The 14,380-nt window shown below is 69.9% G+C and carries 15 protein-coding genes; 1 reads left to right on the top strand and 14 read right to left on the bottom strand.

Going from position 1 to position 14,380, the window contains the following annotated elements; translation table 11 throughout:
- The first annotated feature begins 31 nt into the window (after nt 1-31).
- Nucleotides 32-1,105: an MFS transporter gene (locus ACIRRU_RS14680; protein ID WP_403679953.1), complete on the top strand. Its 1,074-nt coding sequence runs from the start codon at nt 32-34 to the stop codon at nt 1,103-1,105.
- Here ACIRRU_RS14680 and ACIRRU_RS14675 read toward each other — a convergent pair.
- The 14 genes from ACIRRU_RS14675 to ACIRRU_RS14610 form a co-directional block, all read right to left on the bottom strand.
- The gene (locus tag ACIRRU_RS14675; RefSeq protein ID WP_403679951.1) at nt 1,072-2,310 is read right to left on the bottom strand and encodes a cytochrome P450; all 1,239 of its coding nucleotides are present in this window, start codon (nt 2,308-2,310) and stop codon (nt 1,072-1,074) included. The two genes, ACIRRU_RS14680 and ACIRRU_RS14675, sit on opposite strands and share 34 nt — an antisense overlap.
- A gap of 41 nt (nt 2,311-2,351) precedes the next feature.
- A complete protein-coding gene (locus tag ACIRRU_RS14670; protein ID WP_403679949.1) occupies nt 2,352-3,887 on the bottom strand; it encodes an MFS transporter in 1,536 nt (511 codons plus the stop codon).
- A 79-nt stretch (nt 3,888-3,966) separates the two neighbouring features.
- Nucleotides 3,967-5,166 (bottom strand): NAD(P)/FAD-dependent oxidoreductase, encoded by a 1,200-nt coding sequence (locus ACIRRU_RS14665; protein WP_403679946.1) that lies wholly within the window; start codon nt 5,164-5,166, stop codon nt 3,967-3,969.
- Between the two features lie 2 nt (nt 5,167-5,168).
- On the bottom strand, nt 5,169-5,384 hold the full coding sequence (locus ACIRRU_RS14660; protein WP_403680234.1) for a ferredoxin: 216 nt from the start codon (nt 5,382-5,384) through the stop codon (nt 5,169-5,171).
- 24 nt (nt 5,385-5,408) lie between these two features.
- Complete coding sequence (locus ACIRRU_RS14655) at nt 5,409-6,062, bottom strand: TetR/AcrR family transcriptional regulator (RefSeq protein ID WP_403679943.1); 654 nt, start codon at nt 6,060-6,062, stop codon at nt 5,409-5,411.
- Nucleotides 6,056-7,276: a cytochrome P450 gene (locus ACIRRU_RS14650; protein WP_403679941.1), complete on the bottom strand. Its 1,221-nt coding sequence runs from the start codon at nt 7,274-7,276 to the stop codon at nt 6,056-6,058. The genes ACIRRU_RS14655 and ACIRRU_RS14650 overlap by 7 nt, the downstream gene beginning before the upstream one ends.
- A gap of 58 nt (nt 7,277-7,334) precedes the next feature.
- Nucleotides 7,335-7,745 (bottom strand): hypothetical protein, encoded by a 411-nt coding sequence (locus tag ACIRRU_RS14645; RefSeq protein ID WP_403679938.1) that lies wholly within the window; start codon nt 7,743-7,745, stop codon nt 7,335-7,337.
- Between the two features lie 1,021 nt (nt 7,746-8,766).
- On the bottom strand, nt 8,767-9,501 hold the full coding sequence (locus ACIRRU_RS14640) for a thioesterase II family protein (protein ID WP_403679935.1): 735 nt from the start codon (nt 9,499-9,501) through the stop codon (nt 8,767-8,769).
- A complete protein-coding gene (locus ACIRRU_RS14635) occupies nt 9,498-10,748 on the bottom strand; it encodes a cytochrome P450 (RefSeq protein ID WP_403679933.1) in 1,251 nt (416 codons plus the stop codon). Before ACIRRU_RS14635 ends, ACIRRU_RS14640 begins: the two co-directional genes overlap by 4 nt.
- Complete coding sequence (locus ACIRRU_RS14630) at nt 10,745-11,059, bottom strand: acyl carrier protein (RefSeq protein WP_403679930.1); 315 nt, start codon at nt 11,057-11,059, stop codon at nt 10,745-10,747. The genes ACIRRU_RS14635 and ACIRRU_RS14630 overlap by 4 nt, the downstream gene beginning before the upstream one ends.
- A gap of 254 nt (nt 11,060-11,313) precedes the next feature.
- Entirely contained in the window at nt 11,314-11,484 is a 171-nt protein-coding gene (locus tag ACIRRU_RS14625) for a hypothetical protein (protein ID WP_403679927.1), read from the bottom strand.
- 215 nt (nt 11,485-11,699) lie between these two features.
- On the bottom strand, nt 11,700-13,217 hold the full coding sequence (locus ACIRRU_RS14620) for an AMP-binding protein (protein WP_403679925.1): 1,518 nt from the start codon (nt 13,215-13,217) through the stop codon (nt 11,700-11,702).
- Entirely contained in the window at nt 13,214-14,014 is an 801-nt protein-coding gene (locus ACIRRU_RS14615; RefSeq protein ID WP_403679922.1) for a phytanoyl-CoA dioxygenase family protein, read from the bottom strand. The genes ACIRRU_RS14620 and ACIRRU_RS14615 overlap by 4 nt, the downstream gene beginning before the upstream one ends.
- A gap of 117 nt (nt 14,015-14,131) precedes the next feature.
- Complete coding sequence (locus ACIRRU_RS14610) at nt 14,132-14,380, bottom strand: acyl carrier protein (RefSeq protein WP_403679919.1); 249 nt, start codon at nt 14,378-14,380, stop codon at nt 14,132-14,134.

The following is a 14,380-nucleotide window of genomic DNA, read 5'->3' as shown; positions in this document are numbered from 1 at the left end:
CCTCTTCCAAGCTGAAGGCGCTGACCGGGGGTTGGACCAGCCTGCGCATGACGAAGCTCCTGGCAGACGGGTTCTCGACCAAGATCATCCGTGGCTGCCAGGAGCTTCGCGTGCTTGCCTACCCAGCACCAGCCTGGTCGGCCCCCTGATCGGCGCGGGCCTGTTCACTGTTCTGGGCGGCCCGACCGTCGCTCTGCTGAATGCGCTGTCCTTCCTGCTGGGCGCGGCCGCCTTCAGCCTGATCCGCGTGCGTGAAGCCGCGCCCGCACGTCGGCCACGGCGGAACTGGACCGCCGAAACCGCCGAAGGCATCCGCTACCTGTGGCGGCACAGGACGCTGCGAGCCCTGGTCATCGCAGGCGGTTGTGCCATGGCGGCGTCAAGCCTCAGCAGTACGGCGACCTACGCGCTCCTCGATACCGGGCTGCGGCAGCCTGCGGCATTCGCCGGCGTTCTCAGCTCGGCCCAGGGGCTCGGGTCGGTCATCGGTGGTCTTGCGGCCGGGGCGCTCATGCGCCGCGTTCCGGCCCGCCTCCTGTCAGTGCTCGGCCTCACGCTCTTCGCCCTCGGGGCGCCGGCCCGGATCACCGGCTTCCTCCCCATGGTGGTGGCCGGCGGCCTGCTCATCGGTGCCGGCCTGCCCTGGCCGCTCATCAGCGCCCTGACCACGGTCCAGAAGGAGACACCGGACGAACTGCTCGGCCGGGTAGCGGCCACTGCGAACACGCTGGTATTCGCACCGACCGGGCTCGCCATCCTCGCGGGCACGGCACTGGTGGCCACCCTGGACTACAGGGTTCAACTCCTCGCAGCCGGTGTGCTCGGCCTGACGACAGCCGTACTGCTTGCGGTCACCGGCCGCCCCCACGCCGAATCACCTACCGGGCCAAGCACACATCACCGGCCCCCCGAAGCCAACGCTACGAAAAGGGGACGAACGATGCAGGACGTCCCGAGGAGGGACCGGGGCGGATCGGGGGGGGCGGGCGGCCCCGCTGTCAGCGGACCGCGGGGCGGTGCGGTCGCTCGCGCGGGGGCGGCGCCGTGGTGCCAGGTGCCGGGACGGAGGCTCTACCAGGTGACGGGCAGTGCGTGGAGGCCGTAGATGACGGCGTCGTACTTGAAGGGAATGCTGTCGAGGCCGTCGGCGGTCCGCAGGGTGGGGATGCGGCGGAAGAGGGTGGGGTAGATCACCTGGAGTTCCATGCGTGCCAGGGGCTGGCCGACGCAGTGGTGGGTTCCGGCGCCGAACGCCTGGTGCTGGCGGGCGTTGCGGGTGATGTCGAGGCGGTCGGGGTCGGTGAAGACGGCGGGGTCCCGGTTGGCGAGTTCGCCGAGGAGGATGACGCCTTCACCGGCTCGGATGGTGTGGCCGGCGATGTCGATGTCCTCCACGGCGGTGCGGCGGCGGCCGAGGTGGACGATGGAGAGGTAGCGCAGGAGCTCCTCGACGGCGTCGCGGATGACGGCAGGGTTGTCCGTGTCGCGGATGACGGCGAGCTGGTCGGGGTGCTGGAGAAGCAGGAGGGTGCCCAGGCTGATCATGTTGGCGGTGGTTTCGTGGCCGCCCAGGAGCAGGAGTACGCCCATCGCGGCGGCTTCTCGGCGGGTGAGTTCGCCTGCCTCGATCTGGGTGCAGAGGCTGGAGAGGAGATCGTCGCCGGGGTCGGTGAGTTTACGGCCGACGAGGTCGTCCAGGTAGGTGGCGAGGTTGCCGTGGGCCTCGGCACGCTGCTGGGGGGTGGCGATGGCGGAGACGATGGTCTTGCTGTTGGTCTGGAAGAACTCGTGGTCCTCGTAGGGGACGCCGAGGAGTTCGGAGATGACCAGGGAGGGGATCGGCAGGGCGAGGTCCCGTACGAGGTCGGCGGGTGTGGGGCCGTTGAGCATCGCGTCGATGAAGTCGTCGGTCATCTGCTGCACGCGGGGTCGCATCGCTTCGATGCGTTTGATGGTGAAGGCTCCGCTGATCATGCGGCGCAGCCGGGCGTGTTCGGGGTCGTCCATGCCGACGAAGCTCAGGTCGGCGGCTCCGGCGTGGGCGTGCGCGGGGTCGACGGGGCTGGGGAAGCCGGGCTGGGTGAACTGTGCGCTCAGGCGGGGATCGGACAGGAGTGCTTTTTGTTCCGCGTGGCCGGTCACTGCCCAGGGGGTGCTGTCTCCCCAGGACCGGACGCGGGTGAGCGGCCCGTGGTCGGACAGGGCCCGCATGTCGGGTGAGGGGGCGAAGGGGCAGGCGGCGGAGCGGGGTTCGGGGAAGTCGGGCAGAGCCAGGCCCTCGGCTTCGGTCGCGGCGGGTGTGTGCGTCATGTGTCTCTCCAGTGGTCGCGGTTGTCGACAGAGGGGTCTGGTTACTCGGAGGTCGCCGTACCCGAAGTCCGTGTGCCGGCGGGCTTGGTGGCTGAAGCGACGGCCTCGGTGGGGGTGTTCGAAACCGGCTCGGCGGCGGACGGGGTGCTGGAGCCTTCGGCGGAGCCGGGGCGGCTCGCGCTGTTTTTACGGTGGGGGATGGCCAAAGTGATGGCCGCGGCGGCGAGGGCGACAAGGCAGCCGAGAAGCAGTCCGGTACGGAACCCGTTCTCGCTCGGGAGCGCCTGGGACCCGGTTCCCACGGTCATCTGGGCCAGGATGATGCCGACGACAGCGGCGGCGACGGAGGTACCCACCGAGCGCAGGAGGGTGTTGAAGCTGTTCGCGGACGCTGTCTCGGACTGTGGGACGCCGCCCATGATGAGGGCGGGCATGGCCCCGTAGGCGAGGGCGACACCGGTGTTGCAGACGCAGGTGACGATGAGCAGCCCCCAGGTCGAGCCCATCAGCAGCAGCGAGGAGCCGTAGCCGAGGGCGATGACCAGGCTTCCCACGAAGAGGGTCGTCTTCGGGGACCGGGCGGCCGACAGCTTCGCGCCGAGGGGAGAGATGAGCATCATCATCAGCCCCGAGGGGGCCATCCACAGACCGGCGGCCAGCATGGACTGGCCCAGGCCGTAGCCGGTCTCCTTGGGCAGTTGCAGCAGTTGGGGCACCAGCAGGGCCGCGGCGTACATGGAGAAGGCGACCACGACGGACGCGGCGTTGGTCACCAGGACCAGCGGGCGGGCGGTGACGCGGAGGTCGACCAGCGGCGAGGGGGTGCGCAGCTCCCACCATCCCCAGGCCAGCAGGATCACCGGCGAGGCGATCAGGAGGATGAGCGTGGTGGCACTGCCCCACCCCCAGTCGGCGCCCTTGGAGACGCCCAGCAGGAGACAGATCAGTCCGGCGCCGAGCCCCAGGGCGCCGGGCACGTCGAACGTGGCCGTCCGCTCCCTCTCTACGGGGGTGGCGGGGATGACGAGGTAGACGAGCACGGCGACTGCGGCGCTGAGCACCGCGGAGACCCAGAACAGGATGCGCCAGTCGGCGCTCTGGGCGACCGCGGCGGCGAAGGGCAGGCCGAGTGCGCCGCCGATGCCGAGCGAGGAGCTGATCAACGCGATCGAGGAGCCCAGTCGTTCCGGGGGCATGATGTCGCGCAGGGCGCTGATACCGAGAGCGACGATGCCCATGCCCATCCCCTGCATGGCGCGGCCCATGACCATCCAGATCAGCGAGTCGGCCAGCGCGCAGACGACTGACCCCGCGACCAGCGAAACACAGCAGGCCAGCAGAACGGGGCGCTTGCCGTAGAGGTCTCCGAGCCGCCCGCTGACGGGTGTGGTCACGGCACCGGCCAGAAGCGTGGCGGTGACCGCCCAGGACGCGTTGGAGGCGGTGGTGTTCAGCAGTGCGGGCAGGCTGCCGATGAGCGGTACGACGAGGGTCTGCATGAGGGCGGCGACGATGCCCGCGGCAGCCAGGACGGCGACGCATCTGCCCGGGTGGACAACAGGTCTGGGGATGGTCATGGTGCTGTTTTCCGTTGCTGTGGAGGTGAGCCGCACGCACCGTCGGGTGATCCTCTCGGGCGCACGGCGGGGTGTGCGGTTACCGCGTGGCGCCGGCGGGTTGGGGGTGCGGCGCGGCGGTGTACAGGGGGAGGAGGTGCTGGCGCTGAAGGCGGGCCTGCTTGGGCATGTTCCAGCCCAGGACCGCGACCGGGCGGCCTCGCTCCTCGTAGCGGGCGACGAACCGGCCCTCCTGCACGTCGCCTTCGGCGATGTGCAGGGTGGCGGTGGGGGTGGGCAGCCCGTACACCTGGATCTTGACGCCGAGCTGGTCGGTCCAGAAGTAGGGGACGGGCGCGTAGGCGCGGCCCTCCCCCAGGATGTTCGCCGCGACGGTCTGCGCCTGCTCGGTGGCGTTCGTGCGGTTCTCCAGTCGCAGCGACCGGCCCAGGCCCGGGTGGTGGAATCGGGCGACGTCTCCGACCGCGTAGACGCCTTCGGCGGCGCGGCAGTGGGAGTCGCACACGACGCCGTCGTCCAGGACCAGACCGCTGTCGGCCAGCCAGTCGGTCGCGGGGATGCCGCCGACCGCCTCGACGACGAGGTCGGCCGGAAGGACCCCGCCCTCGGCCGTGCGGACGCCGCTGACACGCCCTCGGGAGGTCGTGGCTCCCCCGACCAGGGTGTCCGGTCGCAGCCGCACACCCTGGTCGGTGTGCAGAGCGGCGAGCCGCTCGGCGATATCGGGGCCCAACTGTGTCTGCATGACAGCGGCCTGCGGTCCGGCGAGGGTCACCTCCCGCCCCAGCTGGCGGGCGGTCGCGGCGATCTCGGCGCCGAGGACCCCGTCTCCGATGACCACGGTCTGCTCGGCGTGCAGCAGCTCGTCGCGCAGGCGTACGGAGTCTTCGAGGGTCCGCAGGACGTGCACGCCCTCGGTGCCGGCCAGATCCGGCAGTCGCCGTGCGCACAGTCCGGTGGCCAGGACGACGGCGTCGGCGCCCAGCTCACGTCCGCTTACGGTCCGCACCGTACGGGCTGCCGTGTCGAGGGACACCGCTCGCTCACCCAGGATGAACGCGGCGTTCAGGGCGTCGAGGACCTCGCGCGTGCGCAGGTGGGTGCGTTCGGCGTCCCAGGTGCCCGCGAGGACCTGCTTGGACAGCGGCGGACGGTCGTAGGGCGCCCCTTCCTCCTCGCCGATCAGGGTGATCTGTCCTTGGTAGCCCTTGCGGCGGAGGCTCTCCACGGTGGCGAGCCCGGCGGCGCTCGCTCCGACCACCAGGACGCTGTCCGGCATGCTCACGCGTCCTCGCTGATCATGATGGCCGCGGCGGGGCAGACACTGGCGGACTCGCGGACCACGTCGTACTGGTCGGCCGGGGGCGCGGCGTCCAGAAGGATGACGATGCCGTCATCGTCGCGCTGGTCGAACACGTCCGGCGCGATCAGCACGCACTGGCCGGCGCCGCAGCACTTTTCCTCGTCCACGGTGATCTTCACAGGGTCTCCCTTGATGCATTCGGTCTTGGGTGGGGGTGTTCAGCGGGGAGTGGCGGGTGCGGTGAGGAGGCCCACCAGAGCGTCCTCCAGCGCGTGGGCCGTGCGTTCCCAGGACTCCCCCGGGTCGCAGGTGCCCTCGGCCACGGCACGCTCCCGCTCCGCGCAGGTATGGGTGATGAGATGGCGTGCCATTTCGCCCCGCTCGCGGCGGACGTCGTCGGGGATGACATCGCGCAGGCAACGGCCGAGCCCCTGCAGGGTGCGGCGGAGGCTGTCGCGGGTGAGGGACTCGTCGGTGACCAGCGCCCGCATCAGGGGGTCGGTCATCACCTGCACCGCGAACCGGGCCTGCCAGGAAGGCACACCGCAGGTGGCGAGGTGTTCGGGGACGGGGCGTACCAGGCAGCGCACCCAGTCCCGTACGTCCTCGCTGTCGCCGACCGCTTCCACATGCCGCTGGCGGACGGCGTCGACGAGCGTGCCGTGCTTGGTCATGATGGCCCGCACGAGAGACATCTTGCTGCCGAAGTGGTAACTGACAGCGGTGTTGTTGCCCTGCCCGGCGGCTTCGCTGATCTGCCGGTTCGACACGTTGGCCAGCCCGTGTTCGGCATAGAGCCGCTCGGCCGCCGCCATGATCGCCTCACGGGTACCGGCGCCGCGGCCGGTGCGTGGTTCGGTTCTGCTCACCATGTCACCGGCACCTCCGTCAGATGAGAGGTCAGCATGCCCTCGTGACGCTGAAGTTCGCGGGCGTCCACGGCGAGACGGAGGTCTGGCAGGCGGCGCAGCATGACTCCGAGGACGGCTTGCAGCTCGGTGCGCGCCAGGGGTTGCCCCAGGCAGGAGTGCGCTCCGGCTCCGAAGGTGAGGTGCGGGTTGGGGCTGCGCCCCAGGTCCATGGCGTCGGGGCCGTCCCAGGCGCGCTCGTCCCGGTTGGCGGCGGCCATGCTGCACACCACCGTCGTGCCCCGGGGGATCGTGCCCTCGGACAGCTCGACGTCGTCGTGGGCGTAGCGCAGCATCCCGAAACCGCTTCCGTTCGGGTCGAACCGCAGCACCTCCTCCACCGCGGAGCGGATCAGGGAGGGATCGGCGAGCAGACGCTCCCAGCGGCTGCGCTCCGACAGAAGGTGTGCGGTCATCATGGCGATGAACCCGGCGGTCGTCTCGTGCCCGGCCAGCAGCAGAGCCTGACCGGTGGCGACCAGGCCCTCCTCGGACATCGGTTCGCCCTCGGCGTCCGTCCCGTCCATCAGCTGGCTGAGCAGGTCCTCACCAGGAGCTTGCCGTTTCGCCTCGATGAGCCCCGCCATGTAGGAGGCGAAATCCCGGTGCGCCGCGTCGGTCTCCTCCTTCGTGTACTTCGTCATGTTGAGGAAGGTGTCCGACCACCCCTTGAACAGCTCCCGGTCGCTCTCGGGGACCCCGAGCATGGTGCAGATGACGTAGACGGGCAGCGGGAAGGCCAGGTGGCTGATCACATCGGCCGGGGAACCGTGCTCGATCATGGTGTCGATGAGCCGGTCGGCTGTCTCCTCCATACGCGGCTTGAGGGCCGCCATACGCTTCGCGGTGAACCACTTCCCCACCATCCGGCGCCAGCGCTCGTGCCCCTCGGCGTTGAGTGTCCTGGCCATCGGGCTGCTGAAGATGCCTTCCGCGTCCCCCGCCGTGATCCGCGCGGCATCGGGCCGGGCCAGGCCCTCCCGGGTGAGCCGGGAATCCGACAGCGCCAGGCGCACGTCCTCGTACCGGGTCAGCAGCACAGCCGCGTCGCCGCTCGGGAATCTCACCCCGGCGACCGGGCACTTCTGCCGCAGCTCGGCCCACTGGGCGGGCGGGTCCAGAACCTCCGGAGCAGGGATCGGGTAGTCGACCGGCTCCATCTCACGCATATCGCTCACGCCTTCCTCCTCGGGATTGGGCTCAGCGGAAGCAGTCAATCCGACGCTCACGATTAAATCAATCGACTGACTTAATAGTAGGACGTACGTGGCCGGAAACGCGCGCCGAGCTCCGTGGGCTCCGCCGCGAGGTGCGCTCGCGCTGCAGGCCGAGGTAGGCGCCCAGAGCGACGGCACCCATGCCGATGGCTGTTGCGACGCCCTGCGGGCCGTTCACCAGGAAGGGCGCGGCGAAAGCGACCGCGGTGTTGAAGACGAAGAGGAACCAGAGCACCGGGCGGGTGGAAAGGAAAGTTTTCACCGGTTCGCGCCGCCCCAGGAGGAGCCCGGTCAGCAGGGAGAGGACTACGCCTCCCCCGGTGCTCCAGTTCTTCGCGGGGCCGTCCAGCACCAGGCCGGACCCCAGCGCCGCGGCCGGTCCCACCGCGAAGAGCAGAGCAGGGACGGTCCCGGAGAGCGCAGTCTTCATGGCGGTCTTTCTTGTCGAGCGTTTTCTGTTGTCTCCCACCCTCCCGGGGCGCGAAGGCGGGAACGAGAGGGCGGACTCCCCAGTCGGAGGTCTACCGGCCGTTGAACGGCGGGCGTCCGCGACCGGGTGCGCGCAGCCGCCTTCGATCCGGCGACGCGCCGCGATCTGCGCTGGATCGCGGCAGCGTGGGTCTACCCGATCGCCCTTCTCCTCGCGGCACTACTGCTCTGGCCGCTCGCCCTGGTGATCGACACCATCGCCGCAGGAGCACGCAGTCGCGGCCCCGTCCTGTCGCTCATCATCCGGCTCGCCGACACCGAAGCCTCCTGGTCCCGGCGTCTCCTGCGGCCCTCCAGGGCCGCTCTGCTCTCGGCCCGCGTCGACGAACTCGCCACCACACGGGCGGACGCCATCGCCGCGCATGGCGCCGAACTCCGCCGTATCGAAAGAGACTTGCACGACGGCACCCAGGCCCGCTGCCGGACCCGCCGATTCACCCTCTCCGACCGCCAACACCGAGGTCCTGGGCCTAGTCGAGTACATCGACGAGGGCGTCACCACCTGGCGCGGACATACCAGCCGAGAAGATCCGGACTGACGGCGCGTGGGGTCGGTCAGGCAAGGCGCTGTCGCGCTTTGCGACGTACGGGTACTGAGCCCGGCGGCGGAGCGTAGGAGGTGCCGGCATGCCGAGTCCGGGTGGGCGGTGACTGCGCCGGTGCCGGGCGCAGGCAGCTTCTTACTTCCGGACAGCGCTCCAACGCCGCGGCCCGGGAGGCTTTTTGCATGCTGGCAACGGGGAGCTAGATGTCAAGGTCGTGTCAAAATTGCGGTTGGGTGTCCCGTGCAGCCAGTCCGGAGGCGAGGACGTGGAGCGCCCCGGAGCCCTCTCCGGCGCCGCGGAACCACAAGACCGCCTGCCGGTCGCCGCCCAGATCCCCAGGGGCTCGACCCCGTTCGGCGCGCATCGCGACCGGCCCGGCCCCCACTCCCGCGGACCGGTCGCCGAGGGGAAAGCGGCTCAGCCTCCGGCGGCCAGGGCCGTGAGGAGTCCGGCGGGGGCGTCCATGAAGTCGTAGTGGCCACCTTCGACGACGCGGATCTCGACCGAGTCGGCGTAGTGGTACCAGCCTTGGAGGTCCGCCAGGCTCACATCGGCGTCCTCGCTCCAGTGCAGGACGGTGATCGGGCAGTCGATACGGGCGGGTTCGGTGCGCCGGTAAGCTCCGGCCGCGGCGTGGTCGCGGAGCAGCACGGACATGCCCATGTCGAGCAGGTCGGGGCGGGGATCGATGCCCCGGCCGCGCAGGAACACGACCAGTTCGGCGCGTAGTTCGTCCTCGCCCAAGGTGATCATGCGGTCTCTCGTCGCCTCGTGCGGGGCGGGTTGGCCGGAGACGAAGAGGCGTCGGGGAACGGGCAGGCCGGCGGCGGCCAGCCTCAGCACGCTCTCGTAGGCGGGCAGGGCTCCCGCGCAGTGCCCGAAGAACGCGAACGGTGTGTCCAGCAGCGGGGTGAGGGCTTCGACCAGCTGATCGGCGAGGTTCTCGTAACTGCCGTAGTGGGGGTGGGCGAGGCGGTTCTCGCGGCCGGGAAACTGCACGGGGCAGATCTCGGCGTCTCCGGCCGTGGCGGGCCAGGCGCCGAACGCGGAGGCGCCGGAGCCGGAGAAGGGGAAGCAGAACAGGCGCGCGGACGCACCGGCGACGGGCGGCCGGACGAACCACGGTGGGGCCAGGGCGGGTCCGGACGTCATGGGGTGTGCCGTTTCTGAGCGGTGATGGGCAGATGGGTCATGCCGGCGATGAAGTAGGAGCGCAGGTGGTCCGGTTCGCCGGCCAGGTCCAGGGAGTCGCATCGGCTGAGGAGTTCCTCGAAGAAGACGCGCAGGGTCAGCCGGGCCAGCGGGGCGCCGATGCAGAAGTGCGGGCCGAATCCGAAGGCGATCTGCCGCTTGGCGTTGGGGCGGGTGATGTCGAAGGTGTGCGGGGCGGTGAACAGGGCGGCGTCCCGGTTGGCCGAACCGATCCACGCGACGACCGCGGCGCCGGCCGGGACGACGCCGCCCGCGACGGGGACGTCGGTCGCGGCGTAACGCATGAAGTTGCAGGCTGCCGAGGTCCAGCGCAGCCCCTCCTCGACCAGGTTGGGGACCAGGTCCGGATCGGCCCTGGCCTTCTCGTACTGTTCGGGCCGCTCGATGAGGGCCTGCACCGTGCCGGAGACGGTGTGCGGGGTCGTCACGTTGGCGCCCAGCAGGATGCTGTAGCCGTCAAGGGCGATCTCCTGGTCGCTCAGCGGTTCCCCGCCGGGGCGCACGCTCATCAGATGATGGAGCAGGCTGTCGTCCGCGGCGCCGGAGCGGCGGCGGTCCTTGACCCACTCGGTGACGTATCCGACGAGTTCGTGGTGGGAGATCGCGAGGGTGGCGGCTTCGCTGCCGAGCTGGAAGTGCGGATCGGAGGGGGCCGCCACCATGGCGGTGAGCTGGACGAGCTCCTCCCAGTCCCGCTCGGGGATGCCCAGCAGTGGACCGGTGACGATCGCCGGGAGGAGCAGGGCCTTCTCGGCCAGGTCGAACACCTCACCGTCCAGAGCCGGCTGGAGGAAGCGGGTCACCGACCGGCGGATGGAGTCCTCCCAGGATCTCACCGCGCGGGCGGTGAGCCTGGAGCCCAGCGGCCTGCGGACCTCGGTGTGCCGGGGCGGGTCGGTGGAGGTGAGGAGCACACCGGAGGCTATGTCGTCCTGTCCGAGGTGGGTGGGGACGGTGCCGCGTTCGGAGGTGAACGCCCGGTGGTCGCCCAGGACGCGGCACACGTCCTCGTAACGGGTGACCGACCAGAAATCGCGTCCGTCGGCCAGGACCTGGTGGTGCAGGGGCGCCTCGGCGCGCATGACGTCCCAGACGGAGTGAGGGTCCCCCGTGCCGTAGAGATCGAGGTCGAAGAGGTCGACGGTGCCGAGGTCGATGGCGCGCGGGGGACCCGGCGTCAGTCTCATGTGCTGGGCCTTCCCCGTTCGATCAACGCGGCGACGCGGGCCGGGGTCTTCGCCAGGTAGAAGTCGCGGACGGAGAGCCGCACCGCGTGGTCGCGCGCCACCCGTTCGATGATTTCCATACCGGTCAGGGAGTTGCCGCCGAGGGCGAAGAAGTCGTCTTCCGGCCCGATCCCGGGGCGGCCGAGGAGTTCCCCCCACAACGCGGTGATCTCGTCCACCAACGGCCCCGGGCCGCCCTGCGGCGCGTCGTGCTGTGCAGCGCTCTCGTCCCGTCCACCTCGCGGGTGGATCACCTGCGGAGCCGATTCCATGTTCTGTGTTTCCCTCCTGCGTCGAATGCGTCGAATGCGTCGAACGGGGATTCCCGTTCGCCGCGTGCGAATGGAACTGCCGGCGTCATATCCGCCGGGGGCGCCTGGTATCACCGAACGGGCGAAACCGCGACGTCTGCTCGGACGCCCCGGCCGCGGGGAGGCCGACCTGCCGGAGACGTCGGGGACCCCGGTTCTCGATCCCCTCGGTTCACCGGTCATTGCTTTTCGGCCGGCTCCCCGTCGCCCGACCTTCATCTTTGTGCGATACGACCCCATCCGCTGTCACCGTCGGGCCGGCCGGAAGCCGTCACCGGAATGCCGGCACCTCCGGACTCGTCGGCACCGGAAACGGCACCGGAAACGGTTCCGATCATCAGCGCGAAGAGAACCGTGGCCAGGAACACACCGGCAGACTTCATCATTTCTCCCAGAATTCGGAGTGAGGGTTTCCGCAAAGGTTCCGGCCGCTACGATCCGGCGTTTCCCTCCGCTGTTCCAGGATGGCGGGGGCCTCTTCCGGAATCCACGGGATCACCCATTCACCAAGTTCCCTGACACCAAGGCGGGGGGTGAACGAAACGCCCACGACACCGCAAAGATGGCGATACGGCTCGTCAGGACCGCCCAAAGCCCTGCCTCAGACCCGGCTCACCGACAGCTCCTGGAACATCTCCCGGAGCTTGGGCCGGTCGATCTTCCCGTTCCGCGTCGACGGGAGCTCCGCCACTTCGACGAAGTGCCGTGGGACCATGAACCGGGGCAGACCGGAGGCACAGGACCGGATCAGGTCGTCCCGATCGACCTCCGCGCCGGACACGCGCGTGTAGTACGCCGCCAATTGCGTGGACGCGGCGACCTTGACCCCGACGACCGCCGCCCGGCGGACCCCGGCGACCTGGGCGATCACGGACTCCACCTCCCCCGGCTCCACCCGGTATCCGTTCACCTTCAGCTGGTCGTCCAGCCGTGAGACGAAATGGAAGCCGACGCCGTCGAACGTGACCAGGTCGCCACTGAAATAGCAGCGCCGCACGCGGCCGTCCAGGTGTTCGACCTCCCTGAACTTCTTGGCGGTGAGCACGTCGTCACCGGCGTACCCGACCCCGACGCAGTTCCCGGCGATGACCAGCTCCCGGGTCTCACCGGCGGTGAACGGGCGCAGCCGTCCGTCCACGAGGCACAGGAGTTCGGCGTCCACGACGGCGGTACCGATGGGCGGCCGGTCGGGCCATCGCGCGACGTCGCCCGTCAGGCGGTGCTGGGTGACCACATGCGTTTCACTGGGCCCGTACTGGTTCACCAGCGTCAGCCCGCCCTCGGCGCAGAACGTCCGTACCTCCTCGTTGATGACGAGCTGTTCACCCGCCACGGAGATCTCCCGCAGACTCGGGGTGGCCACGCCGGCGGCGCACGCCGCCGCGGCCAGTCCGTGCAGCCCGACCACCGGCTGGAAGAGCCTGGCCACGTCGTGCTCGCGGATGATGTCGACCAGGGTGAAGGGATCCAGCCTGTCCTGGTCGTTCACCACGACCAGGGTCGCACCGGCCAGCCAGGTCGCCACCGTGTCCTCGTAGACCATGTCGAACCCGATGGACGACATGTGAAGGGTGTTCGGCGGCCGGTCGTGGCTCCACCGCTCCACGTGCCAGCTGCCCAGGTCCGCGAGGACGACCGGCGGCACCGCGACGGCCTTGGGGTCGCCTGTCGAGCCGCTGGTGGGGATGATGTAGCAGAGCGGCCCGGTCGCGATCTCCTCCCGCCGCGGCCCCCGAATCGATCGGAAGGTGTGCTCCGCGACACCCGCGCCGACCGGTGCGCACTCATCGGCCCGAAGGACCATGGCGCAGCCGGCCGCGCTCACCAGCTTGCCGGTCCAGGCGGGCGGCATGGCCGGATCGATGGACAGCACGCCGGCGCCGACGCGCCAGACGCCCAGCACCGCCGCGCACCGGGTCCACGAACGCGTCGCATGCACGTCGACGACGTCTCCGGGGCCGATGCCGTGCGCGGTGAGGCCGCCGGCGATCTCGGCCGACACCTCGTCGAGTTCGGCGTAGGTATGGGGGACGCCGTCGTCGACGACCGCGACCGCGTCCCGGTGGCGGGCGATGGCGTCGGTCAGCATCCGGATCAGGGAGGTACCGAGGTCGCTCATGCGATCAGGCCCCCGTCCACGAGCTCCAGCGGCCGGTAGTCGCGCGAGGCGACGAACTCCGGTCGTGGGCGGGGCACGTCTCGCAACTCGTTGTCGACGCTGTTGTAGCTGACGAAAGCCATGGTCCGGTCCGTCGGCGCCATGTTCGCTCCGGAGCCGTGGGCGATGCAGGGGTGGAAGAACAGCAGGCTCCCGGCGCGTCCGACGACGGACCGGATCTCCGACTCCGCCGTCACCTTGGCCATGTGCTCGGGGCCCAGGGCGAACTCCAGCTTCGCCGAGAGGTCGGCCTCCCATGGCGACGTCCCCTCGGGCCCGGGACTCCAAGGGGCTATCGCGTCGTTCCGGTGCGAACCGGGGACGACCAGCAGCGGGCCGTTGTGCTCGGTCGCGTCGTCCAGCAGCAGCGCGACGTTGACCGCCCGCGGCTGCGGCATGCCGTCCTTGGGGCCCCAGACGCTGTAGTCCTGATGCCACTGCCACACTTCTCCGCGCAGCGCCTTCTTCGCGTTGACCTTGCACTGGAACACGTGCACCTTGCTGTCCAGCAGCTGCTCCGCCGCGGTCAGCAGTGCCGGGAGCCGCACCAGCCTGGAGAACAGGGCTCCCGTGGTGTGGCAGCCGTGGATGCCCCGCACCGTGGTCCCGTCCTCCTCGAAGATCCGCCCGGGGTGTTCGGTCCCGCAGAGATCGGCCACCTCACGTCGCAGAGCGGCGATGTCGCCGGTGTCGAAGACGTCTTCGAGGAGCAGGAATCCCTCGGAACGGTATTCCGCTATCTGGCTTTCGGTGAGCATGATGTGATGACCTTTCTCCCTGATTCTCCGGGATGACGCACATGATGGGGCAGACCCGGCCGGACGAGGGATTCGCGTACGGGCGCGGAACCCTCCCGGCCGTCGCCTGCGGCGGTGTTACGGGGTGAGGGCGGCCCGGGAGTCGATGTAGGCGGCGATCGATTCCACGGTCGGATGGAGGAAGAGCTGGTCCATGGTGATCTCGGCGCCCAGTTCCTCGATGAACGCGCCCTGAATCCTGACCATGACCACGGAATCGCCGCCCAGGGCGAAGAAGTCGTCGTCCGGCAGGATGGGGTCGCGGTGGAGTTCCCGGCGCCAGATGGCGCGGACGCGGTCGGTGGTCATCGCGGTCCTCTCGTTCAT

Origin of the sequence: Streptomyces sp. NPDC101181, assembly GCF_044767975.1 — a bacterium.
In the GTDB taxonomy this organism is placed as follows: domain Bacteria; phylum Actinomycetota; class Actinomycetes; order Streptomycetales; family Streptomycetaceae; genus Streptomyces.
This window is presented reverse-complemented; position numbering and strand designations above follow the sequence as displayed.

What these genes read in the sequence shown, in the direction of transcription:
- ACIRRU_RS14675 (WP_403679951.1), bottom strand. Translation starts at nt 2,310, where the DNA reads ATGACGCACACACCCGCCGCGACCGAAGCCGAGGGCCTGGCTCTGCCC.
- ACIRRU_RS14670 (WP_403679949.1), bottom strand. Translation starts at nt 3,887, where the DNA reads ATGACCATCCCCAGACCTGTTGTCCACCCGGGCAGATGCGTCGCCGTC.
- ACIRRU_RS14665 (WP_403679946.1), bottom strand. Translation starts at nt 5,166, where the DNA reads ATGCCGGACAGCGTCCTGGTGGTCGGAGCGAGCGCCGCCGGGCTCGCC.
- ACIRRU_RS14655 (WP_403679943.1), bottom strand. Translation starts at nt 6,062, where the DNA reads ATGGTGAGCAGAACCGAACCACGCACCGGCCGCGGCGCCGGTACCCGT.
- ACIRRU_RS14645 (WP_403679938.1), bottom strand. Translation starts at nt 7,745, where the DNA reads ATGAAGACTGCGCTCTCCGGGACCGTCCCTGCTCTGCTCTTCGCGGTG.
- ACIRRU_RS14640 (WP_403679935.1), bottom strand. Translation starts at nt 9,501, where the DNA reads ATGACGTCCGGACCCGCCCTGGCCCCACCGTGGTTCGTCCGGCCGCCC.
- ACIRRU_RS14635 (WP_403679933.1), bottom strand. Translation starts at nt 10,748, where the DNA reads ATGAGACTGACGCCGGGTCCCCCGCGCGCCATCGACCTCGGCACCGTC.
- ACIRRU_RS14630 (WP_403679930.1), bottom strand. Translation starts at nt 11,059, where the DNA reads ATGGAATCGGCTCCGCAGGTGATCCACCCGCGAGGTGGACGGGACGAG.
- ACIRRU_RS14625 (WP_403679927.1), bottom strand. Translation starts at nt 11,484, where the DNA reads ATGATGAAGTCTGCCGGTGTGTTCCTGGCCACGGTTCTCTTCGCGCTG.
- ACIRRU_RS14620 (WP_403679925.1), bottom strand. Translation starts at nt 13,217, where the DNA reads ATGAGCGACCTCGGTACCTCCCTGATCCGGATGCTGACCGACGCCATC.
- ACIRRU_RS14615 (WP_403679922.1), bottom strand. Translation starts at nt 14,014, where the DNA reads ATGCTCACCGAAAGCCAGATAGCGGAATACCGTTCCGAGGGATTCCTG.
- ACIRRU_RS14610 (WP_403679919.1), bottom strand. Translation starts at nt 14,380, where the DNA reads ATGAACGAGAGGACCGCGATGACCACCGACCGCGTCCGCGCCATCTGG.